This is a genomic window from Alteromonas sp. Mac1 (genome assembly GCF_001562125.1).
Taxonomy (GTDB): domain Bacteria; phylum Pseudomonadota; class Gammaproteobacteria; order Enterobacterales; family Alteromonadaceae; genus Alteromonas; species Alteromonas stellipolaris.
Genome location: NZ_CP013932.1, coordinates 276,822 through 298,577 on the forward strand (window position 1 = coordinate 276,822; position 21,756 = coordinate 298,577).

Genomic DNA, 21,756 nt, shown 5'->3' on the forward strand with positions numbered 1-21,756 from the left:
TAGGCAGCTTACTAATATATGCTACACTTCGCGCCCACATTGATTTAGAGGAACGGTACAGCTTTGAACGCTCTGGAATTGCGCGCCTCGCTAGCGCTAGCATCTGTTTATGTATTACGCATGCTGGGATTATTTATGGTGATGCCGGTGTTAGCCGTCGCTGCTATGGATTATTCAGACTACTCACCTTTAATGGTGGGGCTAGCGGTAGGTGGATACGGTTTAACACAGGCTGCTTTGCAAATTCCAATGGGTATGATGTCTGACAAATGGGGACGAAAACCCGTTATTTTGTTCGGACTGGCTGTATTTGCGTTCGGGAGTTTCGTGGCGGCCAATGCCGACACTATGGCGTGGCTGATTGTAGGGCGTATATTACAAGGAGCAGGCGCCATCGCCGGGGCCATTATGGCATTAGCCACCGACGTTAGCCGTGAAAGCCAACGGGCAAAAGTACTGGCAGTTATCGGCATAGCAATTGGCTTTTCCTTTTACATGGCAGTGCTGTTAGGGCCACTCATTGCGAATAATTGGGGCTTGGCGGGTATTTTCGCTATAACCGGTGTGTTAGCCATTGTTTGTATGCCGTTGGTGCAATGGGTTGTGCCTAATGGCGAAATACTCAGCAGCGGCGATACGTTACCTCAAAAGGGTCAACTTAAACGCTTAGTGTTCTCTTCACAGCTTTGGCGCTTAAACGTTAGCGTGCTTATTTTGCACATGCTTATCACTCTGTTGTTCGTGCAACTACCTTTAACCTTACTGCATTTTGATATGGCCCTTGATAGCCATTGGACCGTGTACTTACCGGTATTAGGTATTTCGGTGGTGGGGTTAGTTATTATGATGGGTATGGCCAGAGGCCGCACACCAAAATCCTATCTACTTTTCGCCGTGGTACTTATGGGCAGTGCATTTGCAGCCCTTGCCATGAAAGACCATAGTTGGTGGATAACGACTGCAGCTGTCGTGCTTTTTTTCACTGGGTTTAATTATTTAGAAGCCAACTTTCCCTCTCTTGTTTCCAGTATTGCGCCGGCAGGTCAAAAAGGCACTGCCATGGGCATTTACGCTAGCTTCCAATTCTTTGGCGCCTTTTTAGGTGGCATGTTATCTGGATTTGTAACCGATATTTGGTCGCCTGATATCGCCTATATGATTGGTGGGGTAAGTACGTTACTTTGGCTCTATATTATTTATGGGCTAAAAGAAGTAAGCCGCGTTAAGCGTGTCATGATGAACGGTAGCTTTAACTCGCATCAGGAAGACGCGTTAGAGAAAAATATTTCTTTGGTTCCAGGTGTTTTAGAGGTGACTTTAAATAGTCAAAATGGCACGGTATATTTAAAAGTGAACCGAGACTTCGATGCTACCCAAGCTAGGGCGGTAATTGATAGCGCTTAGTAAACAAAACCTAAGCTTAAATAGGCTGAAATAACGAACGTAAGGAGTGCGACCGTGATAGATTTATCGTCTTTTAAAGGCATTATTTTTGATATGGATGGCACCCTAGTTGATTCAATGGGCAGACATATCAACGCGTGGCAAGTGACCTGTGAAGTATTCGGCTACCCATTTGATGCTGATTACATCCACAGTTTAGGGGGCGTGCCAACACTTGAGACTGTTGAGATGTTGAACGCCAAATACAACAAACAAAATGATGCTGAAGAAGTCGCTGGTTTTAAAAAGCGTACTTCTGAAAATTTACCCGATATCCCTACGTTAATTCCAGATACCCTTGCCGTATTTAATCACTACATACAAAGCCACCCTATTGCGGTAGGCACAGGCTCTGACAGACCCCATGCCGAGTGGTTACTAAGTCATCATAATATTATTGAGCAATTGAAAGCATTGGTCACGGCTGATGATGTCAAAAATGGCAAACCCCACCCAGAAACCTTCCTTATGGCTGCAGAAGCAATGAATGTTGCGCCAGAAGATTGCGTAGTATTTGAAGATACTGAAATGGGTCAACGAGCTGCGTTAGGTGCAGGAATGACATGTGTTATGGTAAAAGACGGTAAGATAGTAAATTCATTGGTGTAAGCAAACACTTAGTCAACAAGGATTGTGATATGACATTCTCGAAAATATTTACTGTGGCGGTTATGTCATTAGGCTTAGCCGCCTGCGCAATTAATGTGACGCCAAGTGCTTTTTTTCATCAAGACACACAAACAAAGCCCCTGACAACCACGAAGCTACATGCGGCCATTGAGCAAGATAAAACTTCGGCGGGGATTACTCGCGTAGAAATTGATAATGAGCAAGGCCTAACGTTAAGAGGCGTTGCTGTGTCTTATGCCGAGCCTGTTGTGAATATTGTTTTTTACGCCGATAACCGTATGCCAGTGAGCGAAAACAATAGTGTGCTGCATCGCTTAGGAAAGATTCCAGCGAATATTCTTTGGATGGATTACCAAGGTGTGGGTGCCAGTGATAAATCTGAAAAGCTCAGTATTAACGCCATTAAAGCCGATGCATTGACTATTTTTGATTACGCTGAAGGTATATTCGATAAGTCGTTACCCACTATTGTGCATGGCAGAGGCGTGGGCAGTTACTTTGCCAGTTATGTGGCGGCGAATAAACCTATTGGCGGGCTAGTGCTCGATGGAGCGTTTAACAACATATCTGACCTTATCGCTAACATGGTACCTGGGTTTTCCAATTCATTGACCAGCATGAAACTTCATCCTGAAGTACACCTAATGCAAATAGCGCCTATTTTACGACATTATGAAGGCCCTTTGTGGCTGTTGGTTGGTGAGAAAGACGTTATCACCCCTTTTGAAATCAGCAAGCAATTGTTAGCGACCGCAGCCAGTGATGCGAAGTACATAAGTGTTGTACCGGGTGCTACCCATAACGCAACGCTCAAGCACGATTTCGCTATACAAGAATATCAACGTTTCATCAGCCATATAAGCCCGTAGAATCAAGGTTTATCACACTTTTTAGCCTGTGGATAAAGTGTGGATCAAGTTGTTGGTAACTCCCTTATCGTATAAATTTAAAATAAGATCGTGATCTGCCTAGACTAACTGGTCAGATCACGTTAACTCAACTAAATCAAGGGCTGTAGCAAGTTTATTTTAGATCGGTCAATAAGTAGATCTTTAGCAGTATCAGGATCGCTAGTAGCAGGGGATTGGGGATAAAAGTTTTCGTCAACAGATCAAGCTCAGTAAGTTGTCAAGATCTATCATCCATGAAATTTTCTAACAGATAGCGACTTACCTTCATAATTTTTACCTATCGATGAAGGTAAGTACCAAGCCTCGCTCTAGGATAGGAAAATAGCGAGCTAGACCCTTACCACCGAGTCACGTTTAACGATAGTAGGCGTATATTTAAAAGTAAGACCTTCTTCAGGTTTTGCCCCAGCAGCGTATTTCAGCGCAAGTTCTGCCGCTTTTGCTGCCATCATTTCTATTGGGTAACGCAAGGTGGTCAATTTAGGGCGACAATATTTGGCTAACAGCACATCATCATAGCCCATCACCGACACTTGCTCGGGTACAGCGATACCATGGTCTTGTAACATGGTCATTGCGCCAGACGCCATAGCATCGTTATAGGCAAGCACCGCAGTAAATTCAGCGCCAGTAGCGAGTAAGTTCTGCATGGCCAATTCGCCGCCTTCTTGATCTGGCGTCGCATACTCAATCATGCTTTCAGGTAAGGTAAGCTTGGCTGCTTCGGTAGCGTTAACTATGCCTTCTAAACGGTGATTAGGATCATCAATACGGTATTGGCTGCTTATTACCGCCAGTTTTTTATGACCTTGATTGATAGCATGTTCAGCCATCAAGCGCCCGCCGGTGACGTTATCTAACCAAACGCAACGATTAGCAATCTCGGGAATAAAGCGGTTAATCAGCACAAAGCCCGGCACTTGCTTAGAAAAGTCGATAAGGGTTTTATCATCTAACGCCTTACTGTGAACCACCATGGCTTCTACGCGGTGTTCCAGTAAAATTTCGATAGCACGCAATTCGGTTTCTTTTTCTATTGAGCCCGCACTTAATAGAATTTGAACGTTATTCTTACGAGTAACGGTTTCAACACCATGGGCAAGCATTGCGAAGAAAGGGTCGTGAAGTTCAGCTAACACTACGCCTAGCGATGCACTGCGCTTGGTCACTAAAGCTCTGGCATTAGCATTGGGTCTATAACCCATTTCTTCCATGATGAGTTTTACCCGCTGACGGGTATCTTTGCCAACCTTTGGGCCGTTATTTATAACGCGTGAAACGGTTGCAAGAGATACACCTGCAGCCTGAGCAATGTCTTTAATCGTAGCCATACAGAAAAATTAGCAATTATTATTAGGTTATAGAAGTGAAGACACGCAGTTTAGGTAGGCCAGTAAGCATTTCTGCCACTCACTTTAGGCATATTGGCTGCAACTATCCTCTGTTATGGCGTACAGCGTACAGTATATTTACAAAAAAACATAAAAATGTTCTACCAAATAGCACTATAAACAGAATAAGAAAACGTATACCCTCCTTGCTGTTGAGGTCGTGCCAGCCTATTAATTAAAAAATGGTAATCTTCATTTCTTGCAAAAAAGGTTAATGCATTGTTATGAAAGTTGAAGCGTCTGATTTTGGTGTCGTTAATGGTGATAAAGTCACCCTTTACACGTTAAGTAATTCACAAGGTATACAGGCAAAAATTTTGAATTATGGCGGCATAATTCACGAATTAAATGTGCCAGATGACCAAGGTAAGCTTCATGCTTGCGTGCAGTCATATTCAACCATAGATGGCTATGTGGACGATCCCAGTTACAGAAATGCAATAGTAGGGCGTTTCGCTAACCGCATTGGGCATGGAAAGTTCACCTTGAAAGGTACTGAGTATCACCTCGATAAAAATGGGGGGGAACATAACTTGCACGGCGGCATTCCAGGTTTCCATAAAAAGATGTGGAAAGCTAAGGCAGAAACGCATGCAGATAGTGTTTCGTTATCTCTAAGCTTATTTAGTCCTGACGGCGAGGGAGGTTTTCCTGGCAACGTAAATGTTGAGGCTGTTTATACCCTAGATGATTCTAATACATTATCGCTCTCATTGAATGCTACTACAGACAAAGCGACCCCTTTCAGCCTTACCCAGCACGCATATTTTACGTTAAGTAAAGATGAGACAGTGGAAAACACGTTGGTGCAAATTGACGCTGAACGGGTTACCGATGCAGACAGTACTTTATTGCCAACAGGTAAACTTATAGAAGTAGCCGGTACGCCCTTCGACTTTAGCGCACTCACCAGGGTGAACGAAAACAGCGCAAAATCACATGACTTGTATAATTTAGTGGGTGGATACGATCATAACTTTGTATTAAATAAGGTGGAAGCTGGAAAGCCTCAGGCACAAGTGTTTGCTGAAGATACAAATCTGCAAATGGATTTATACACCGACTTACCGGGTATTCAATTCTATACGGGTAGCTTAGAAACTGACAGTCAGCTTGGCGCATTATGTTTAGAGCCCCAGCACTTTCCCGATGCACCGAATAAACCAGAGTTTCCTGATTGCATCATTTCTCCCGATAAACCCTTTAGCGCTAAAATTCGGTATCAATTTACGCTGAATTAAACGAAAAGATAGTACATTTGAATTGTTAATTTATTTAACAATGTATTATCTTTATTCGATAATTGATAATCGTGAGCCCTTACTATATTATTGAGGGTAAACGTTTAACCTTTTTGGTTTGATTACACCCACTCACACAAAATTTATTTGGTGACGGTGTGGCAAAATTGCAACGAAAGCCAAATAAATAGTGAGAGAAATTATGGGAAAGCCCTTCGACCCAACTGACGATCCACATCGCCGTTATAACCCATTGCTAGGTGAATGGGTTTTAGTGTCGCCACATCGCGCTAAGCGCCCTTGGCAAGGACAATCTGAAGAGCCTTCGAACGAGCAAAAGCCATCATACGATCCCACTTGCTATTTATGCCCAGGCAATACTCGGGTAAACGGTGAGGTAAACCCTCATTACACAGGTACTTTCGTTTTTGAAAATGACTTTGCAGCGTTGAAAAAAGATACCCAACAAGCCAGCGAAAAGAGTGGGTTGTTCCAGTTTGAAACCGAGCAAGGTTGCAGCCGTGTTATCTGCTTCTCTCCAGATCACAGCAAAACGTTGCCGGAACTTACCGACGATGAACGCACTGAAGTGGTGAATTGTTGGAAAGCACAAACCGAAGAGCTAGGTAAAGAATTTACTTGGGTTCAAGTGTTTGAGAACAAAGGGTCAGCGATGGGGTGTTCAAACCCACATCCTCACGGTCAAGTATGGGCGCAGCAGCACTTACCTTCAGACCCAGCGAAAAAGCTAGTTCAACTTGGTCAATACTACGCAGAAAACCAGCGCCCAATGCTGCTTGATTACGCCGAACAAGAAGTTGAAAAGCAGGAGCGCGTAGTTTGCCAAAATGATGATTGGGTTGTCGTGGTGCCATACTGGGCTGCTTGGCCTTTCGAAACCTTATTGCTTCCGCGCTTTGACGTACAGTCATTAGATAAAATAACCGATGCTCAAGCGTACTCGTTGGCACAAATTATTGGTGATATCACCAGCCGTTACGACAACTTATTTGAAACGTCATTCCCGTATTCGATGGGCTGGCATAGTGCGCCGTTCGATAACGAAACGCATCCAGAATGGACTGTACACGCCCATTTCTTCCCACCACTTCTACGCTCAGCAAGTGTACGTAAATTTATGGTTGGCTACGAAATGATGGCTGAAGCTCAGCGCGACCTTACGCCCGAGCAAGCGGCAGACCGATTAAAAGCACTGCCTGTAGTGCATTATAAGAAACGCGAGAACACCAATGGATAACCAGTTACTTTCATCAGAATTTACACGTTGTTTCGGCACAGAGCTTACGCTTATTGCCCACGCGCCAGGTCGAGTGAACCTAATCGGTGAGCACACCGACTACAACGAAGGATTTGTGTTTCCAGCCGCCATTAACTTTGGTACTTGGGTTGCTGCATCAAAACGTGATGACAACGACATTGTTGTGACAGCCCTTGATTATGAAAACCAACAAAACCAGTTTTCATTGGCTGATATTCAGTATGATGATAATCAAGGCTGGGCCAACTATGTGCGTGGCGTGGTCAAAGTCCTTAAAGATGCCTTACCCGATTTTGCTGGTGCTAATCTTGTTGTAACAGGCAACGTGCCACAAGGCGCGGGTTTAAGCTCATCTGCTTCTTTTGAAATCGCTATTTTGAAAGCCCTTAGCGCATTATATGAATTACCGTTAGACGGTGTTCAAGCGGCCTTACTTGGTCAGAAAGCTGAAAACACCTTTGTGGGTTGTTCGTGCGGTATTATGGATCAACTGGTATCGGCCATGGGTCACGAAGGAAGTGCAATGTTGCTTGATTGCCAATCACTGGCGATTGAACATTCTCCACTGCCTTCATCACATCAAATTGTGATCATTAACTCAAATGTAAAACGTGGCTTAGTAGACAGCGAATACAATTTGCGTCGTGAACAGTGTGAGCAAGGCGCATCGTTATTAAGCGTTCCTTCGTTGCGTGAAGCGACTATTGAAATGCTCGAAACCGCTAAGCCTCATATGCCTGAAGTGGTTTATCGCCGTGCCCGTCATATTATTACTGAAAACGCTCGTACATTAAGTGCAAGTGAAGCATTGAAGATAGGTGATATCACTACGGTGAGCGAGGCGATGGCTGAATCTCATGTTTCTATGCGCGATGACTTTGAAATTACCGTACCGCCAATTGACTACCTTGTAGAGATTATTGGCGAAGTGTTAGGTCAAACCGGTGGCGTTCGCATGACTGGCGGCGGTTTTGGTGGCTGCGTTGTGGCGTTAGTTCCAACCGACTCAGTGGTTGCGGTTAAGCAAGTGGTGGCCGACAAGTACTTCGATGAGACGGGCTACAAAGCCGATATTTATGTATGCACAGCCACTCAAGGTGCCTTTGCTTAATTTTTCATGTAATACACAAGCCCCCCGTTAACGATTACTTGTGCCCCTTGCGTTGTTTTGAATTTCAAGATAACGCTTTTTTTTGCCTTAAATTTATATTTCTTGTTCATCCAAGTTAATGAAATGTGATATTAATGATGCGCTTTTTGGCGAAGTCATAAAGAAAGTCATGGTGTGGACTTTAACTTTAATAATAATACCAATAGCCTTCATCGACCCTGCATCGAGAAAATTCGCACCGCAAAACTAAAATAATCGTTGGGAAAAACTATGAAATTAGCATCGTTAGATATCACAGTGTTTGTGATCTATGTGGTGGCGCTTATCGGCATCGCATGGTGGGTATCAAGGGAAAAGCAGGGGCACGAAAAAGATACAAACGACTACTTCTTAGCAGGCTCTAGCTTGCCTTGGTGGGCAATAGGGGCATCGCTGATTGCTGCTAATATATCGGCAGAGCAGATCATTGGTATGTCAGGCTCTGGCTACCAGCTGGGATTAGCTATTGCCTCTTATGAGTGGATGGCAGCCATCACACTTATTATTGTAGGAAAATACTTTTTACCCATTTTCTTAAAGCACAAAATATATACCATGCCGCAGTTCTTAGAGCAGCGTTACGACCATCGCGTACGTAAAGTCATGGCAGTATTTTGGTTAGGGGTTTACGTATTTGTAAACTTAACCGCGGTATTGTGGTTAGGTGCCTTGGCCATTAACACTATTGCTGGTGTGGACATGGTTTACGGAATGATATTCCTAGGTGCTTTCTCACTAGCTTATTCGCTATACGGCGGGCTAAAAGCCGTGGCACTCACCGACATTATTCAAGTGGTACTGTTGATATTCGGCGGCTTGTTTTTATCCTATACTGCGCTTAATTTAATCAGTGGTGGTAATGGCCCTATTCAAGGTTTTATTGACCTAAGTAACCAGCTACCTGAAAAATTCGATATGATTTTATCGAAAGATAATCCGCATTATATGGACTTGCCGGGCATTTCAGTCCTCATTGGTGGTATGTGGATAATGAACCTGTCGTACTGGGGCTTTAACCAATACATTATTCAGCGCACACTGGCGGCGAAAAGCCTACAAGAAGCCCAAAAAGGGATTGCGTTTGCGGCATTCCTTAAACTGTTAATGCCATTGATTGTGGTGTTACCAGGCATTGCGGCAGTGCTATTAGTGCCGGAGCTTTCAAAGCCTGATCAAGCCTACCCATCACTAATGAGCATGATGCCAGTAGGGTTGAAAGGGATTATTTTTGCCGCGTTAGTAGCAGCGATAGTATCGTCGTTAGCTTCGATGACCAACAGTGTATCGACCATTTTCACTATGGATTTATACAAAGATAAACGCCCAAATGAAAGCCAACATCACTATGTGAAGGTAGGCCGAATTGTTAGCTTTGTATCACTTATTATTGCCATGATTACCGCAAAACCATTATTGGGTAATTTCGATCAAGCCTTTCAATATATACAAGAATTTACAGGCTTCTTTACGCCAGGTATTTGCGCCTTGTTTGTATTGGGTATGTTCTGGAAGAAAACCACCGCGACCGGTGGACTGTGCGCGGCATTAGGTTCGTTTGTTCTTAGTATAGTATTCCGTCAATTCTGGCCTGAACTGCCGTTTATTGACCGTGTTGGTATCGTGTTCTTACTTTGTGTTTCTGTGGCAATCATCGTGTCGCTTGCCGAGAAAAAAGGTGTACATGAAAATGCGGTAGATTTAGATGAGGTCGAATTCGCCACAACGAAAGGGTTTAATATTGCAGCCTTCGCCGTAGTGTGTTTGCTTATCGCCTTCTACGGCGCTTGGTGGTAAAGACTGCTGCTGGTAAAGCGCTGCTGGCGGTAAAAAGCCACTGGAGGTAGAAAGTAACTGGTAATGGTTTGGGCGCTTAATCTATCAAGCGCCCAATAAAACCATGCGAAAGTTCAGCCGACAAGCTATGAATATTTTGATAGCGTTCAAATTTGAAAGCGAGTGGGAAAGAAAAAACTTAATTTCTCCCGTTCAAAATAAGATATACTAATCGGCTAATATCGATGAAACTTTCGCACTTGTTGTTGTCACAAAGTGATAGATCAGCAAGGCACTAAATACGTTACAGGAGACACCAATGGCAACGAAAGGCGTTAACAAGGTCATACTTGTGGGAAATCTAGGTAATGATCCTGAAGTACGATACATGCCTAACGGTAACGCCGTTGCGAACCTAAGCTTGGCTACCAGCGAAAGCTGGAAAGATCCGCAAGGCCAAATGCAGGAACGCACTGAGTGGCACCGCCTTACTATGTACCGTCGCTTAGCAGAAATTGCCGGAGAATACCTGAAGAAGGGTTCTCAAATTTACGTTGAAGGTAAATTGCAAACGCGTAAGTGGCAAGATCAGTCAGGCCAAGACCGTTACACCACAGAAATCATTGTAGACCAAATGCAAATGCTTGGTGGTCGCGGTGGCGAAGGTGGTGGTGGTAATGCGGGTGGCGGTTATCAACGCCCTCAGAACAACCAGCAAGGTGGGTATCAGCAACAAGGTGGTCAAAGCCAAGGCGGTTATCAGCAGCAAGGCGGCCAGAGCCAAGGTGGTCAAAATCAAGGCGGTTATCAACAACAAGCGCCTAACCAAGGCGGTGGTCAGTCACAGCCTAAGCAGCCTCCAATGGCTGAGCCGGACTTTGATTTTGATGACGATATTCCGTTCTAGTCTTCCAACCTTTACAGTGTAAAGAAATTTTCATGAAAAGCCCTGTTAATACAGGGTTTTTTTAAGAAAATTTATTAGATATTATGATTGATTTTGTCGAGAACGCATCAAAATACATTTGCTCAGACAAAGCGGAGTGTTGAAGCGATGCTGACCGTTATAACACACTGGGCGACTGTCGGGTTAATCGTTCTTGGGATGGGCGTAAGATTTGCTTTGATTTTAAGTGTTCGATGATATCTGTCGTGTTCTCATCGCCCAGCGTCTCTGCAAGGTCAAGTAATGCCTGATCTCTTTCGCCATTAATCTTTCTTAAAATGCGATTATTTTTTATATCAAAAATAAATTGCTTATCTGATAACGTCTTGGTTTGCATAATGTTGACTGAAATACTCAGATCATTGGGTGGGATTTGTGTATGAATGTCAGAATTTATCCCCATGTGCAACACGTTGCCAGGTTTGAGCTGATACTGTTCATGACCATAAATCGGTACGCTCTCTCCCGATATACCTTCAATAGAGTTTACATCATATTGATAAATATCAGTTTTATAACCATCACCTAGGTAACCCAGGGTGATGAGGTTAAAGTTATGGTCGTGCGGAATATCGTAAATAAACGCTTTGTCTGACGCCAACCCCGACGCTGGCATCCAAATTGGTGCTCTTACATTAAAATATTTCTCTTGCGCAATCATGAAAACCTGAAATGTATAGAAATTCTTGTCTTCCTTTGTGAAATCTTTGAGCAGTGAGTTGAGATGCAAGGTTAAGAATCGTCGATTATTGTAAAGCTTTTTCAGGGCAAGGATTGATTCTTCAATATGATTGTCATCAAAAATTTTTGTATCAAATGATCGCAATAAATCAATTAACTCATCTAATTCAATACTTTCATTGATCGGCTGCTGATATATCTTTGCCATCTTTATATACCATTCATAGTTAGTGATTCATGAGCCGCCAGGCGAATTTCATGGTGCGGGTCGTTCAAAGCATCTTTCAAAAGCTCTTCAGCGTGCTCTGGACTAAGAAACGCCATGGTTTCGATGGCTGACCAGCGTAAAAAATGTTGATGATGATTCCGAGCGATTTTCGCAATGATAGGAATCGAATTCGCATCGCCAATCGATTTAAGTGCATTCATGGCGCTTTCCAGTCTAGAGCTACCTACGTCGGCCGCGGAGGGATAAAGCATGGTTTTAGACTTTGGATCGAAATTCCACACAATGTCACTATGTTTAAGTGCACTCACTTCAAACATCGCTAATTTATCAATCTTTAATATTTGCATTCCAGTGTCACCAGCGTGAAGCATAACGCTGTGTCCGTTTCGGAAGGTGACTTTCTCGCATTTCTGAATTTTTCTTTGTGCCTCGAAGTTGTTGTCGTTTTCGACGGCTTCAAATTCATAAATAATGGCTTCACATACTCCATCGCCATGAAAAAAAATGAACATATCGTTCGGCGTCAAAAAATGAGGTTCATTTGCGTTGTGAGGCGAACCCTTAAGGATCTTAATCACAAAATTTGCCACATCACTTTTGGCTATACGCCATGTTAGCGATGTAGTTTCCTCGTTGATTGATTCGCTCGATAGCGACGCTGAATTATTACGCAGTAGAATATCAGGGAGGTTTTCATTGACCAACTGAGAGAGTTCTCCCGTTTGTAATAACCTCTCAATTTTCGTCCGCGAAGCAGATTCATCAGGTGGTGACGACACAATATCGTTAATCGGGTGGTTACTATTCTCTTGAATTAAAAACAAGAAGTTCTCCTCTTTGCTAGACTTAAACTACAGACAGTGAATATCACCACATACATAGGATTAATTTGCACTGCGAAAAGCATCCTACAGCGAGTGTGTGATGATATTTATTTGAAGGCAGTCAATACTTAGCTAGCAGAACCATGTCTGCCGATAAACACGACGAAACATGGTGTATTATTTGTAAGGGCTCCCTTGTCGGCTGCTTGTACTATATTTTTCAGCTTTGCAATTTTCATTGTTAATTCCTCTATTTGGTATAGATTTAAAATTACTAATTAAACTTTTCTAATAATGTTGATTTTTTTATTCTGGTTAAATTCTCTTTGGTTTTTATGTTGTTTTCTCTCCCTTTGCCTTAATTTTTATTAGCGTGATGTAATGGTTGTTATATTTAGTGTAGGAACCATGGAAAACACCATCGGTTGGCGTATTTTTTCCCAGTAAATACGGAATAACGATGTTGAAATGTGCGTTGCGTTCATCTACATGCACGATTTCCGATGCGCTAAAATCTAAATATTGCGGAATAAACTGAAAAATAGCTTTGAACAAGCTCTCTTTTGCGGAGTAAACAAATGTAACGGCTTCGCTTTCATTCATCGCAAGCGTATTAAAATATTTGCGTTCATTGTTAGACATGACCAAACGATGCACATCGTTTGCTACGCCTAAAGACATGATAGGTTCTATGTCTACGCCCAGTGCAATGTGCTTTTGTCGTATTGAAGAAATACATATTGCTATTGAGTCACTGTGCGAAATTGACCCAATCGTTCCAGGCGGCCAAACTGGTGCGCGTTCAATACTCCGACCCACTTGCTTGTCTGGCACGTTTATATGTTTCAAGGCTTGCTGTGCTGCATACCGTCCAGCCAGAAATTCAGCTTGCCGTTTGTAAACTGCGCTGTTTAATTCCACTGGTTTTTCTATATTCAGCGCTTCAAAATAATTTGGATGGAAATGGTGTGGCACAAAATGACATACACTCAAACATATGTTCGTGCTATCAAGGAAACGCGTTGTTTGCTTTGAGACAAACCGTGTGAGAGCCGACTGTTTAGATGTTAGCGCGAGGCTATTCATTTAACTCACCATGTCCATTTTGGGTTTAGTGAACAACGCAAAACACCGAACAATTAAACGGCTGATTTCAGGTATTACATGAGGGTTTTGGTTGATAAAAAAGTGTCCGCCAGAAAAACACCTTACGCACCATGAGGACGTTGTAAATGATCCCCACTTTTTAACCAGCCCTTCGGGCACTTTATAATCTTCGTCGCCACATATCGCAGTTATCGGGCAGTCTAGAGGAATAGCTGTGCTAGTGTATTGTTCTGCTATTTTGAAATCCGCCCGAAAGGTAGGTTCCAGTAGGTGAAGCATTTCTTGACTCTCCCTCACCTCATCAGGTATCCCCCCCATTTCTAGAATAGTATTCATAAACTCTGAAGAGGGCAGCGAGTGTGTAGGAGAGGATACTTTAGGTCCATTAGGCGCTCTGCTGCCAGACGCAATAAAATGCAAGGGAGCAGGATAACCAAGTTGCGTAGCACGTTTTGCAAACTCGTAGGCGACTCTGGCGCCTAAACTGTGTCCTAATAAAATGTAAGGCTTGCGCTCTAAAACGTCTGCCTCATCTAGTAGACAATTTACCAGAGCGTCCATATTATCGAAAGCGGGCTCAGCAAAGCGCGCCCCTCTGCCCGGTGCATGTAGCCCTAGCAATTCGATGTCCGCACCCAAAAAGTCAGCCCAGCTTTGAAACATGGATGCATTGCCTCCTGCACACGGGAAGCATATCAATTGATATGGGGCTGACGCATTTTCCACAACGGGTTTCAAAAGTCGCGGTTCAGTCGATTTGAGTAAACTATTTTTCATGTTCATCATTGCACTCTTCACTGCTGAGGTTTTTGAGTAGTTTTTTTCAATCGAAACTTACTCAGTTGAGAACGATTTATAAGCTGTAGCTGTATTCCCCGCGTGTAGATGACAAAGAGCGCTGGTAGCAGCAACAGGCTTATTAATGTCGCGAAGAGCACTGACCAGCCAAGTGACACAGCCATTGGAACTATAAGCTTTGCTTGTAAGCTAGTTTCGAACATCAAAGGGAGTACGCCTGCAAACGTGGTGAGTGACGTGATCAATATGGGGCGAAAACGCACGCGCCCAGCCTCCATTATTGCCTGGACGCCGGCTATTCCACGCGCTTTAGCGTTATTAATGTAATCAATCATTACCAGAGAGTCATTGATTACGACACCTGCAGCGGCGACCAGACCAAACACGGACATTGTGCTTAGCGGTATCGAAAATAGATAATGCCCTAACACAGCGCCGGTATAACTCAGTGGTATTGCGATTAACACCAGTAGAGGCTGGACATAGGACTTAAGCGGAACGGCCAGCATAATGTAAATACCAATAACACCGATACACAAGAACAGCAGTTGCTCACTCATCTGGCTATTTTGTTCCTGAATGTCACCGCCAAGCTCTGTGGATACGCCAGGAAACTTTTGCATAATCATTGGTAAAATAGCTGACTTAATGACTGTAACAGCGTGGTGAGGCGATACAACTGAAGCATCAACTGAACCCCATACATAGACGTTTCTTACACCTTCTTCTCTGCGGATTGTGCTTGCTCCAGGAACAAGGGACAGGGCCGCAATATCGCCAAGCATGACTTCCTGACCAGAGGGCGAGGTTACACGCGCATATTGCAGAGATGCTACTTCTCTTCTGATATTCGAGGGATAGCGAACTAAGACTCGGACTTCCTCGTTCCCGTTCATTACTCGTTGCGCTTCACTTCCATAGAAGCCAAAGCCAACTTGAGTAGCAACATCTTTTAGTGTTAACCCCATATCATAAGCAACAGGTTTAAGGCTCAGTTGTATTTCTTTACTGGCCATATCCACCGACGAGTTAATATCAACCAGCCCATTCTGTTCTCTTAGTTCGTTGACAAGTGTTGATGCTGCAGTGCGAAGTTGCGCTATATCGGCTCCATACAATCGATAGCCGAAGTCTCCGCCACTATCTGAGCCATTTAAATCATCCTTGATCGAGATAGCTTTAACGCCAGGTAGGGTGGGAATGGCTTCGCGCCAACGTCTTGATAGCTCGAACGTATCGTATGGTCGTGAGTCATCGTTCACGAGAGGAATGATTAGCCTTGACGCGGTTCTGCCATCACTTAGTGCCAGAATATCGCGAACCATTTTTTTTCCGAATTCCTGTTGGGTTTGTGCATCAACACCACGAACTACGCGTTCCACTTTTTTAAGCGTCTCAATAGTTCGCTCAACTGAGCTGTCGTTGGTCATTTGTATGCTTATCATCGGAAAGTCATGCGGAACACTTGGGTTCGCAACAAACTGGACTCGGTTTGACGTTACCAACGATAGTGTTACTACAAACACGGCAATGAATGCGGTCAGGGTCAACCAGGCATTGTGAATACATTTTTGCAGTAATGCCTGATAAGGACCTTTAATAAAGTGGTTGAGGTAGCCATTAAACCTAGCTCGCCATCGTGATTGATTCTGAGTCCCCAGAGTGAGCGTTGATAAATGTGCGGGCAAGATGAGCTTTGACTCAACCAAGCTAAACACCAGACACAGAATGGCTACCATCGCGATAGTGAAGAATGTGGCGCTGTCAGGCCCACTAGAAAATACAAACGGAAAGAATACAGCCATGGTCGTTATTACGCCAAATGTAGCAGGTGTAGCGACTTTTTTGACGCCCGCGATGACGTTGTCGATGCGGCTACCTTTCGCTTCGACCTCAGTATAAACGCTCTCTGCCGTAACGATGGCATCATCAACAACAATTCCAAGCACCATAATAAAGGCAAAGAGTGAAATAATGTTGATACTTAGTCCAAATAGCGGCATCAACATTACCGCACCGAAAAAGCAAATAGGCAGCCCGGCCATTACCCACATGGCAAGTCGGAACCTAAGGAATATCGTTAAAAGCAGTGCAATTAGACATGCACCTTGCAGTAAGTTAGAAATCATCATCTGCAGGCGTGCATCAAGATAGTAAGTGTAGTCAACAAGCGTTTCCAACATCATCCCTGGCGGAAGTGTAAGGTTTTTCTGGATAATGTATTGCTTCACTGAGCTCGCGACATCCACAATGCTCTGCTCTTCAGTAGCATTAACAATCAGAGAAACCGCATTTCTACCTGAAAAAGTAAGGTAGCTTTCGCCATCTACATAATTGCGGGCTATGTGGGCAATCTCTCCCAGCAAGACTTTCCCGCTATCATTACCGTACTTAACCGGAATCGAAGCAAAGTCTTCCATTGATAGTGCTTGCTTGTCAGCTCGAATCGCAATGTTTCCTTGGTCAGACGTTATCATTCCAGCCGATTGTGTAAGTGAATGGTTAGATATTGATGCAGATACGTCGTGGATGGTCAGGTTAAACGCCCTGAGTTTATCGGGAGAAATTTCTATCGCAATCTCGTCTTTCGGTGCTAATAGTTCAACCAAAGAGACCTGGTCTAACAGAAGTAATTCGTCTTTTATCTTTTGACCGGCCAGCTTTAGCTGACTGGGCGCGATATCGCCAACCAAAGAGATTTCCATCACGTTTTTTGCCGCATTGTCCAGTGTTACCAGAGGTGGACTCATGCTTATAGGGAATGTCTCAATACTGGCGACCTGAGTTTTGACCTGTTCTAACGCCCGCGATTGGTTTGATTTATTCGCCAGCCGCAGTGTGAGTCTTCCTTGTCCTCGACTCGCATTCGAAATAACATTTTCAATTTCAGGAATACCTTTCAAGGTAGCTTCGACTTTTATAATAAACAACTCTTCAACTTCTTTTGCAGACGCACCGGGTAATGTTGCCGACACTCTAATGCTGTCTGGGCTTTGAGAGGGGAATAGCTGCTGTTTGACGGTTAGATAACTAAGCAAACCAATCAACACAATGAATGTCATCAAAAGGTTAGCCGCAACTGGGTTCTTGGCAAAATAGGCGATGAGGCCAGTGTGATTGTTGTTCGATTGGAAAGCCATCATTCCCTCACAATACCGGCGAAGCGGGTGAACGAGGGTTGACGATAGTGCCTTCAATTGGAAAATCCGGCAGACTAGTCACTATAAGAGCAGTATTGCCCAAATCCCCTTTTACTAAATAAAAACCAGGCTCGGAACGCAGTACTGATACCGATTCATTCTTCAGCTGGTTATCTTCATTGATAAGCCATACACCTTGGTCAACCAATGACTGGCGAGGTACTTTGTACGCTGACGTTATTTGCTTTCCCAGAAAACTAACTTCGACAAACTCACCAAAACGCATGGGTTGCCTATCTGTTGCAATTCCGTAAGGATCGTCAACCTTAACTACCACCTTGCGCATTCTCGTTATGCTATCGACGATACCAAGATCTCGTGAAATATTAACTTGTCTTGAAACTCCGGTCGCGCTTTCTACTTTCGCTGGTAAGTCATTAATTTGGTCAGGCAAAAATGCGGCGTCGAAACCTGCAATGGGTACATGAATTTCTGCAAATTCAATGTTATGTAACAGGGCGACCGTTTGTCCCACATTGACAAATTGCCCTTTGCCAATGTCTCGCCGCACAACAAGTGAATCAAATGGTGCTACCACATTACATTCATCCAGCATTCGCTCTGCGAGTTCTAGCTCTGCTAATGCAGCGTCAACTGCACGCTGAGCCTGAAGGAGTTGTGGCTCGCGTAAATACAGGGCGCTAATTTTTTCCTGTGCTACATCTGCTACGTCTTTGGCTGCAACATTAGCTTTGGCGCGCTCTTCAATTAGACGAGTTCGTGCCATGGCATAATTTTCTTTCGATCTTAATACACGTGCGTGATAAGTATCGCTTTCTATTTTGAAGAGTAGTTCCCCCTTTTTGATGACTCCACCAGGGGTAAATTCTGGATTCCACTGTATGACTTTTCCCGACAACTCTGAAGAAAGTTGAGTACTTTCATAAGGAGCAATCTCACCATACCCACGGATCATAATTTGGTGCTGCCTGAGTTCAACCTTTTGAATATCTACAACAGGAATGAAATCACTTCGAATATGACCGGTTTGCTCTACGGCAGTGGCATTGATAACTAACACCATTATCAATGCCACTGAGCAGATTAAACCTACTAAACGTGTGCTTGAGATTAGTTTTTTCATTTCACACTCCGTGCAGGGCCGAAGTGATACCACTTCGTAGCCCAAGGTTTGCGTTCGCGTTTACTGCTAAAAGTTGATTATGAATCGGTGGCGTCACATACAGGTATGATGTAACAATGTAACGGCTTTGAGGAATCATCATCGGTTTGGCTATTTGTATCGTCAGCGGCGTGCGCAAATGCAGTAACTGTTGAAAACATTAAAATCGCAATGACCTTTGTAATTGCAGTAGTTGGATTAAAAGTGGCCTTCGAGTTCATTGTAACTTTTCCTTGTATTTAAATATTAAGATTGAGTGTGCTGGGGCGGTTGCCGGAAACACAATCTCACTTTAGCCATAACCCAATGAACTTACATGCAACTTCTCATGACTAGTCATTACGTATTAGCGGTAGTGGCGTAAACGGAGGCGTGGAGATGTTACCTTTTGAGGTTTAAAATCAATAAAAACATAAGCTTGGAGTGGGTAACAAATAGTCACACGGTATTGAAGTGATGAGGTTTGACAAACAATTCTTTCTCTTTGAAAAATATAAAAATAGGTTTATTTACACGCTATTCTGCTAAATAAAGACTACATTTTTGAGAAAAGTCACACGATGGGTCTATTAAGACAAGAAATTAAATAAACAAATTAGAATGGTTACCGGAAGAATGGGTGTCATTGAAGAAAAAAAGCCTTTGGGAATGGTGCAATCAAGTGCATAGCACACGTTGAGTTAGCCCGTTGCTAACTATTCTCGCTTTACTCCGTTTCATTTGGCAGGAGGTCACAGGTTTCTTATTTCTACCAACTCGGTAGAGGGAGTGTTTTCTTGCAATAACAGTAACTTCTTCCCACTGGAATGCAGTTCAAATTTTGCATAGTAGGTGTTTTTCAGCCAGGGAATTGTGGTAGTTTGCTTCGTTTGCATGTCGATTTTATTTAACGTAAAGTTTTTACCTTCTGGTGCTGAGTAGTAAAGTGTGTGGTCAAAGATATGCCAAGAAATATTTGAAAAGATAGGGATATTGCCTATAAATTTGCTCTGTTCAAGATTCCCTATCTGCGCTTTATGTAACTCACCGTCATTATTGAGGAGGTAGATGTGGCGACCTCCCTTGTCTTCTTTGGCCTCGATGATGTTCTCTAACAGCCGTTCGTGCTCTCCACTCTGTAAATTGTATTTGATGAGTGCAGTGGTGCCCAGTTCACGACGAGAGTAATAAATGCTCTGGCCATCGTCACTCCAGTTAGGGCGCTGGGCATTTTCCATTTGCTTGCTAACAAACTCAATATTTCCAGTACCCACGTCTAAAACAAATATCTGTTCCTCTTGAAGGCCTAATACAAGATCTTGCTTTGGATTAAACTGTAGGTTGTTAATTCGGTAACCTCGATCAAACTGGGTAAGTACTTCAAGACCGACTTGTGCAGAGTAACTTACTATTTGTGAGGTATTTTTGATAACGGCCCTAAATACGACTTCGTCGGGATCGTTGCTGTAAATTGGATGCCCTTCATCTCCTAACATCGGTAATTCAAAGAAATCTAACTGGTCATTTTCAGATGAAAAAAATGGGTTGGCTAACTCCTTAACATCGCGATTGTTGTCGTCAGCCGTATTTGCTATAAGGCAATCATTTCCGCAATGAGCGAACACAGATTTTAATTCGTATCCTTCGATAGGGAGGCTAGTGAAGGATTGCTTTTCATTGTTGAAAAAGTGTAGTTTTCCTTTAGTGGAAAAGTAGACACCAGTGCTTTTATTGTTCCAACTTAACGTTATCGGCGTACTTTCAACTTTTCTATCGCTAAGTATCTTGCCCCTTGTCACATCCACAATAATAAGATGAACAAGGCCGTACCTCAAATACCTGAAGGTTGCTAAAAATCTTCCATCAGGGGAAAACTGTGCGGCGTAATCACCCAAGTTACCAATATTGGGAAAGGTAATTTGCGTAATTTCCCGCGTAGTAATGTTGATTGAAAAGATGGAATAGGGGTGATCTATGCTTTGACGGTGTGCAAAGTAAAGTGAGCTGTCATCAGGCGACCAATCCAGACTCGGCTGAAGCGAGTCGTAGGAATAAATAACCTCGGATTTTTCAACTTTCATACTTTCTGAGATCGAAAGTATAACCAACTCTGCTTTATCACCTAATTGACGTTGATAAGCAATTTTCTTCCCATCATTAGACCACGAAGGTGCATTGTGGTTTGCACCGCCATTGGTTAGCTTTCTTATCGTATGCTTATCGGCCGTCCTAAGGTAGAGATCAAAAAAACCGTTGGCCGTTTTTCGGTGAGAAAAGATAATCGCACTGTTTTGCGCATTGTAATCTGTCCAATGCTCCTCGCCAGGCATAGACATCAAAGGTGTAATGGAAACAGTGTCATCAGACTTGAAAACTGTGGATGAAAGTAAATACAGTGCGAATATTAGGGCAAAGACTGTAAGCAAAGTCAGAACAACAAGTTTTCTCGTTTTATGTTTATCTGATGTTTTTGTAACTGGCTGCGGTTGTTTGCTCTGAAATGTTTTCAGGTCAGTGCTTGATGTTTCATTTTGGTCAGCTTCTATGGCAGTTTTAGGAATAGGGGGTATCGGTTGATGCTCATCAATAACAACATCGGCGATGAGCAAATAGCCTTTATTTGGTACTGTTTTTATGTATTTGGGATCCCTAGGTTCGTCACCTAAGGCATCCCTCAATTTTTTTACAACACGACGAATCGCGTTATCAGAAACGACCCGGCCACCCCATACATTTTTAAGCAATTCTCTTTGACTAACATATTCACCTTTACGAGAAACAAGGTAGCAAAGCAATTCCATAGCGAGTGGCTCTAGCTTAATACGTTCTTCGCCGCGGGAAATACGCGACTTTTTGAAGTCAACGGCATAATCACCAACGATTATAATATTGCTGCCAAGCCAGTCTAAATTTCCATATTTTTCTATACTTATCATATAGTAATTCGCAATGTTATTAGTGTGATTATATGTTACCAAGCCAATATAGCACAAATAATAACGAGAAGTGTTTTGGCATGTATGATTTTTCACCACAGTATAGATTTACGAC

The 21,756-nt window shown here is 43.2% G+C and carries 17 protein-coding genes; 8 read left to right on the forward strand and 9 right to left on the reverse strand.

Going from position 1 to position 21,756, the window contains the following annotated elements; genetic code table 11:
* Positions 1–63: 63 nt before the first annotated feature.
* Genes AV939_RS01160 through AV939_RS01170 form a run of 3 tightly spaced genes read left to right on the forward strand, consistent with a single transcriptional unit; the run spans position 64 to position 2,942 of the window.
* Positions 64–1,404 carry an MFS transporter gene (locus tag AV939_RS01160; RefSeq protein ID WP_057794686.1) on the forward strand — a complete coding sequence of 447 codons (1,341 nt, stop codon included), beginning with the start codon at positions 64–66 and terminating at the stop codon, positions 1,402–1,404.
* A gap of 54 nt (positions 1,405–1,458) precedes the next feature.
* Positions 1,459–2,052 (forward strand): HAD family hydrolase, encoded by a 594-nt coding sequence (locus tag AV939_RS01165; protein WP_057794683.1) that lies wholly within the window; start codon positions 1,459–1,461, stop codon positions 2,050–2,052.
* Between the two features lie 29 nt (positions 2,053–2,081).
* On the forward strand, positions 2,082–2,942 hold the full coding sequence (locus AV939_RS01170; RefSeq protein ID WP_057794681.1) for an alpha/beta hydrolase: 861 nt from the start codon (positions 2,082–2,084) through the stop codon (positions 2,940–2,942).
* A gap of 371 nt (positions 2,943–3,313) precedes the next feature.
* Here AV939_RS01170 and AV939_RS01175 read toward each other — a convergent pair whose 3' ends face one another.
* Positions 3,314–4,315 carry a substrate-binding domain-containing protein gene (locus tag AV939_RS01175; RefSeq protein WP_057794679.1) on the reverse strand — a complete coding sequence of 334 codons (1,002 nt, stop codon included), beginning with the start codon at positions 4,313–4,315 and terminating at the stop codon, positions 3,314–3,316.
* A gap of 284 nt (positions 4,316–4,599) precedes the next feature.
* Between AV939_RS01175 and AV939_RS01180 the strand changes: the two genes are divergently transcribed.
* The 5 genes from AV939_RS01180 to AV939_RS01200 all read left to right on the forward strand — a co-directional run bounded on the left by AV939_RS01180 (position 4,600) and on the right by AV939_RS01200 (position 10,725).
* On the forward strand, positions 4,600–5,616 hold the full coding sequence (locus tag AV939_RS01180) for an aldose epimerase family protein (RefSeq protein ID WP_057794677.1): 1,017 nt from the start codon (positions 4,600–4,602) through the stop codon (positions 5,614–5,616).
* A 202-nt stretch (positions 5,617–5,818) separates the two neighbouring features.
* Entirely contained in the window at positions 5,819–6,874 is a 1,056-nt protein-coding gene (locus AV939_RS01185; RefSeq protein ID WP_057794675.1) for a UDP-glucose--hexose-1-phosphate uridylyltransferase, read from the forward strand.
* Complete coding sequence (galK, locus tag AV939_RS01190; protein ID WP_057794672.1) at positions 6,867–8,006, forward strand: galactokinase; 1,140 nt, start codon at positions 6,867–6,869, stop codon at positions 8,004–8,006. Before AV939_RS01185 ends, galK begins: the two co-directional genes overlap by 8 nt.
* Before the next feature lie 270 nt (positions 8,007–8,276).
* On the forward strand, positions 8,277–9,839 hold the full coding sequence (locus AV939_RS01195; protein ID WP_057794670.1) for a sodium/sugar symporter: 1,563 nt from the start codon (positions 8,277–8,279) through the stop codon (positions 9,837–9,839).
* 298 nt (positions 9,840–10,137) lie between these two features.
* A complete protein-coding gene (locus AV939_RS01200; RefSeq protein WP_057794667.1) occupies positions 10,138–10,725 on the forward strand; it encodes a single-stranded DNA-binding protein in 588 nt (195 codons plus the stop codon).
* Positions 10,726–10,882: 157 nt separating this feature from the next.
* Here the strand turns inward: AV939_RS01200 and AV939_RS01205 are convergent, their stop codons facing one another.
* The 8 genes from AV939_RS01205 to AV939_RS01240 form a co-directional block, all read right to left on the reverse strand.
* Positions 10,883–11,653, reverse strand: a complete 771-nt coding sequence (locus AV939_RS01205) for a hypothetical protein (protein ID WP_057794665.1) — start codon at positions 11,651–11,653, stop codon at positions 10,883–10,885.
* 2 nt (positions 11,654–11,655) lie between these two features.
* Entirely contained in the window at positions 11,656–12,498 is an 843-nt protein-coding gene (locus tag AV939_RS01210; RefSeq protein ID WP_057794663.1) for a HEAT repeat domain-containing protein, read from the reverse strand.
* A 333-nt stretch (positions 12,499–12,831) separates the two neighbouring features.
* Complete coding sequence (locus AV939_RS01215) at positions 12,832–13,584, reverse strand: 4'-phosphopantetheinyl transferase family protein (RefSeq protein ID WP_082604989.1); 753 nt, start codon at positions 13,582–13,584, stop codon at positions 12,832–12,834.
* Positions 13,585–14,391 carry a thioesterase II family protein gene (locus AV939_RS01220; protein ID WP_082604988.1) on the reverse strand — a complete coding sequence of 269 codons (807 nt, stop codon included), beginning with the start codon at positions 14,389–14,391 and terminating at the stop codon, positions 13,585–13,587.
* A gap of 8 nt (positions 14,392–14,399) precedes the next feature.
* Positions 14,400–17,546: an efflux RND transporter permease subunit gene (locus AV939_RS01225; RefSeq protein WP_057794657.1), complete on the reverse strand. Its 3,147-nt coding sequence runs from the start codon at positions 17,544–17,546 to the stop codon at positions 14,400–14,402.
* Between the two features lie 4 nt (positions 17,547–17,550).
* Positions 17,551–18,687: an efflux RND transporter periplasmic adaptor subunit gene (locus AV939_RS01230; RefSeq protein ID WP_057794655.1), complete on the reverse strand. Its 1,137-nt coding sequence runs from the start codon at positions 18,685–18,687 to the stop codon at positions 17,551–17,553.
* A gap of 77 nt (positions 18,688–18,764) precedes the next feature.
* A complete protein-coding gene (locus AV939_RS01235) occupies positions 18,765–18,947 on the reverse strand; it encodes a hypothetical protein (RefSeq protein WP_057794653.1) in 183 nt (60 codons plus the stop codon).
* Positions 18,948–19,457: 510 nt separating this feature from the next.
* Positions 19,458–21,641, reverse strand: coding sequence for a winged helix-turn-helix domain-containing protein (locus AV939_RS01240; protein ID WP_057794651.1), 2,184 nt, complete (start codon positions 21,639–21,641; stop codon positions 19,458–19,460).
* Positions 21,642–21,756: the final 115 nt, after the last annotated feature.

What these genes read in the sequence shown, in the direction of transcription:
- AV939_RS01170 (WP_057794681.1), top strand. Translation starts at nt 2,082, where the DNA reads ATGACATTCTCGAAAATATTTACTGTGGCGGTTATGTCATTAGGCTTA.
- AV939_RS01175 (WP_057794679.1), bottom strand. Translation starts at nt 4,315, where the DNA reads ATGGCTACGATTAAAGACATTGCTCAGGCTGCAGGTGTATCTCTTGCA.
- AV939_RS01180 (WP_057794677.1), top strand. Translation starts at nt 4,600, where the DNA reads ATGAAAGTTGAAGCGTCTGATTTTGGTGTCGTTAATGGTGATAAAGTC.
- AV939_RS01185 (WP_057794675.1), top strand. Translation starts at nt 5,819, where the DNA reads ATGGGAAAGCCCTTCGACCCAACTGACGATCCACATCGCCGTTATAAC.
- galK (WP_057794672.1), top strand. Translation starts at nt 6,867, where the DNA reads ATGGATAACCAGTTACTTTCATCAGAATTTACACGTTGTTTCGGCACA.
- AV939_RS01195 (WP_057794670.1), top strand. Translation starts at nt 8,277, where the DNA reads ATGAAATTAGCATCGTTAGATATCACAGTGTTTGTGATCTATGTGGTG.
- AV939_RS01200 (WP_057794667.1), top strand. Translation starts at nt 10,138, where the DNA reads ATGGCAACGAAAGGCGTTAACAAGGTCATACTTGTGGGAAATCTAGGT.
- AV939_RS01205 (WP_057794665.1), bottom strand. Translation starts at nt 11,653, where the DNA reads ATGGCAAAGATATATCAGCAGCCGATCAATGAAAGTATTGAATTAGAT.
- AV939_RS01215 (WP_082604989.1), bottom strand. Translation starts at nt 13,584, where the DNA reads ATGAATAGCCTCGCGCTAACATCTAAACAGTCGGCTCTCACACGGTTT.
- AV939_RS01220 (WP_082604988.1), bottom strand. Translation starts at nt 14,391, where the DNA reads ATGATGAACATGAAAAATAGTTTACTCAAATCGACTGAACCGCGACTT.
- AV939_RS01225 (WP_057794657.1), bottom strand. Translation starts at nt 17,546, where the DNA reads ATGATGGCTTTCCAATCGAACAACAATCACACTGGCCTCATCGCCTAT.
- AV939_RS01230 (WP_057794655.1), bottom strand. Translation starts at nt 18,687, where the DNA reads ATGAAAAAACTAATCTCAAGCACACGTTTAGTAGGTTTAATCTGCTCA.
- AV939_RS01235 (WP_057794653.1), bottom strand. Translation starts at nt 18,947, where the DNA reads ATGAACTCGAAGGCCACTTTTAATCCAACTACTGCAATTACAAAGGTC.
- AV939_RS01240 (WP_057794651.1), bottom strand. Translation starts at nt 21,641, where the DNA reads ATGATAAGTATAGAAAAATATGGAAATTTAGACTGGCTTGGCAGCAAT.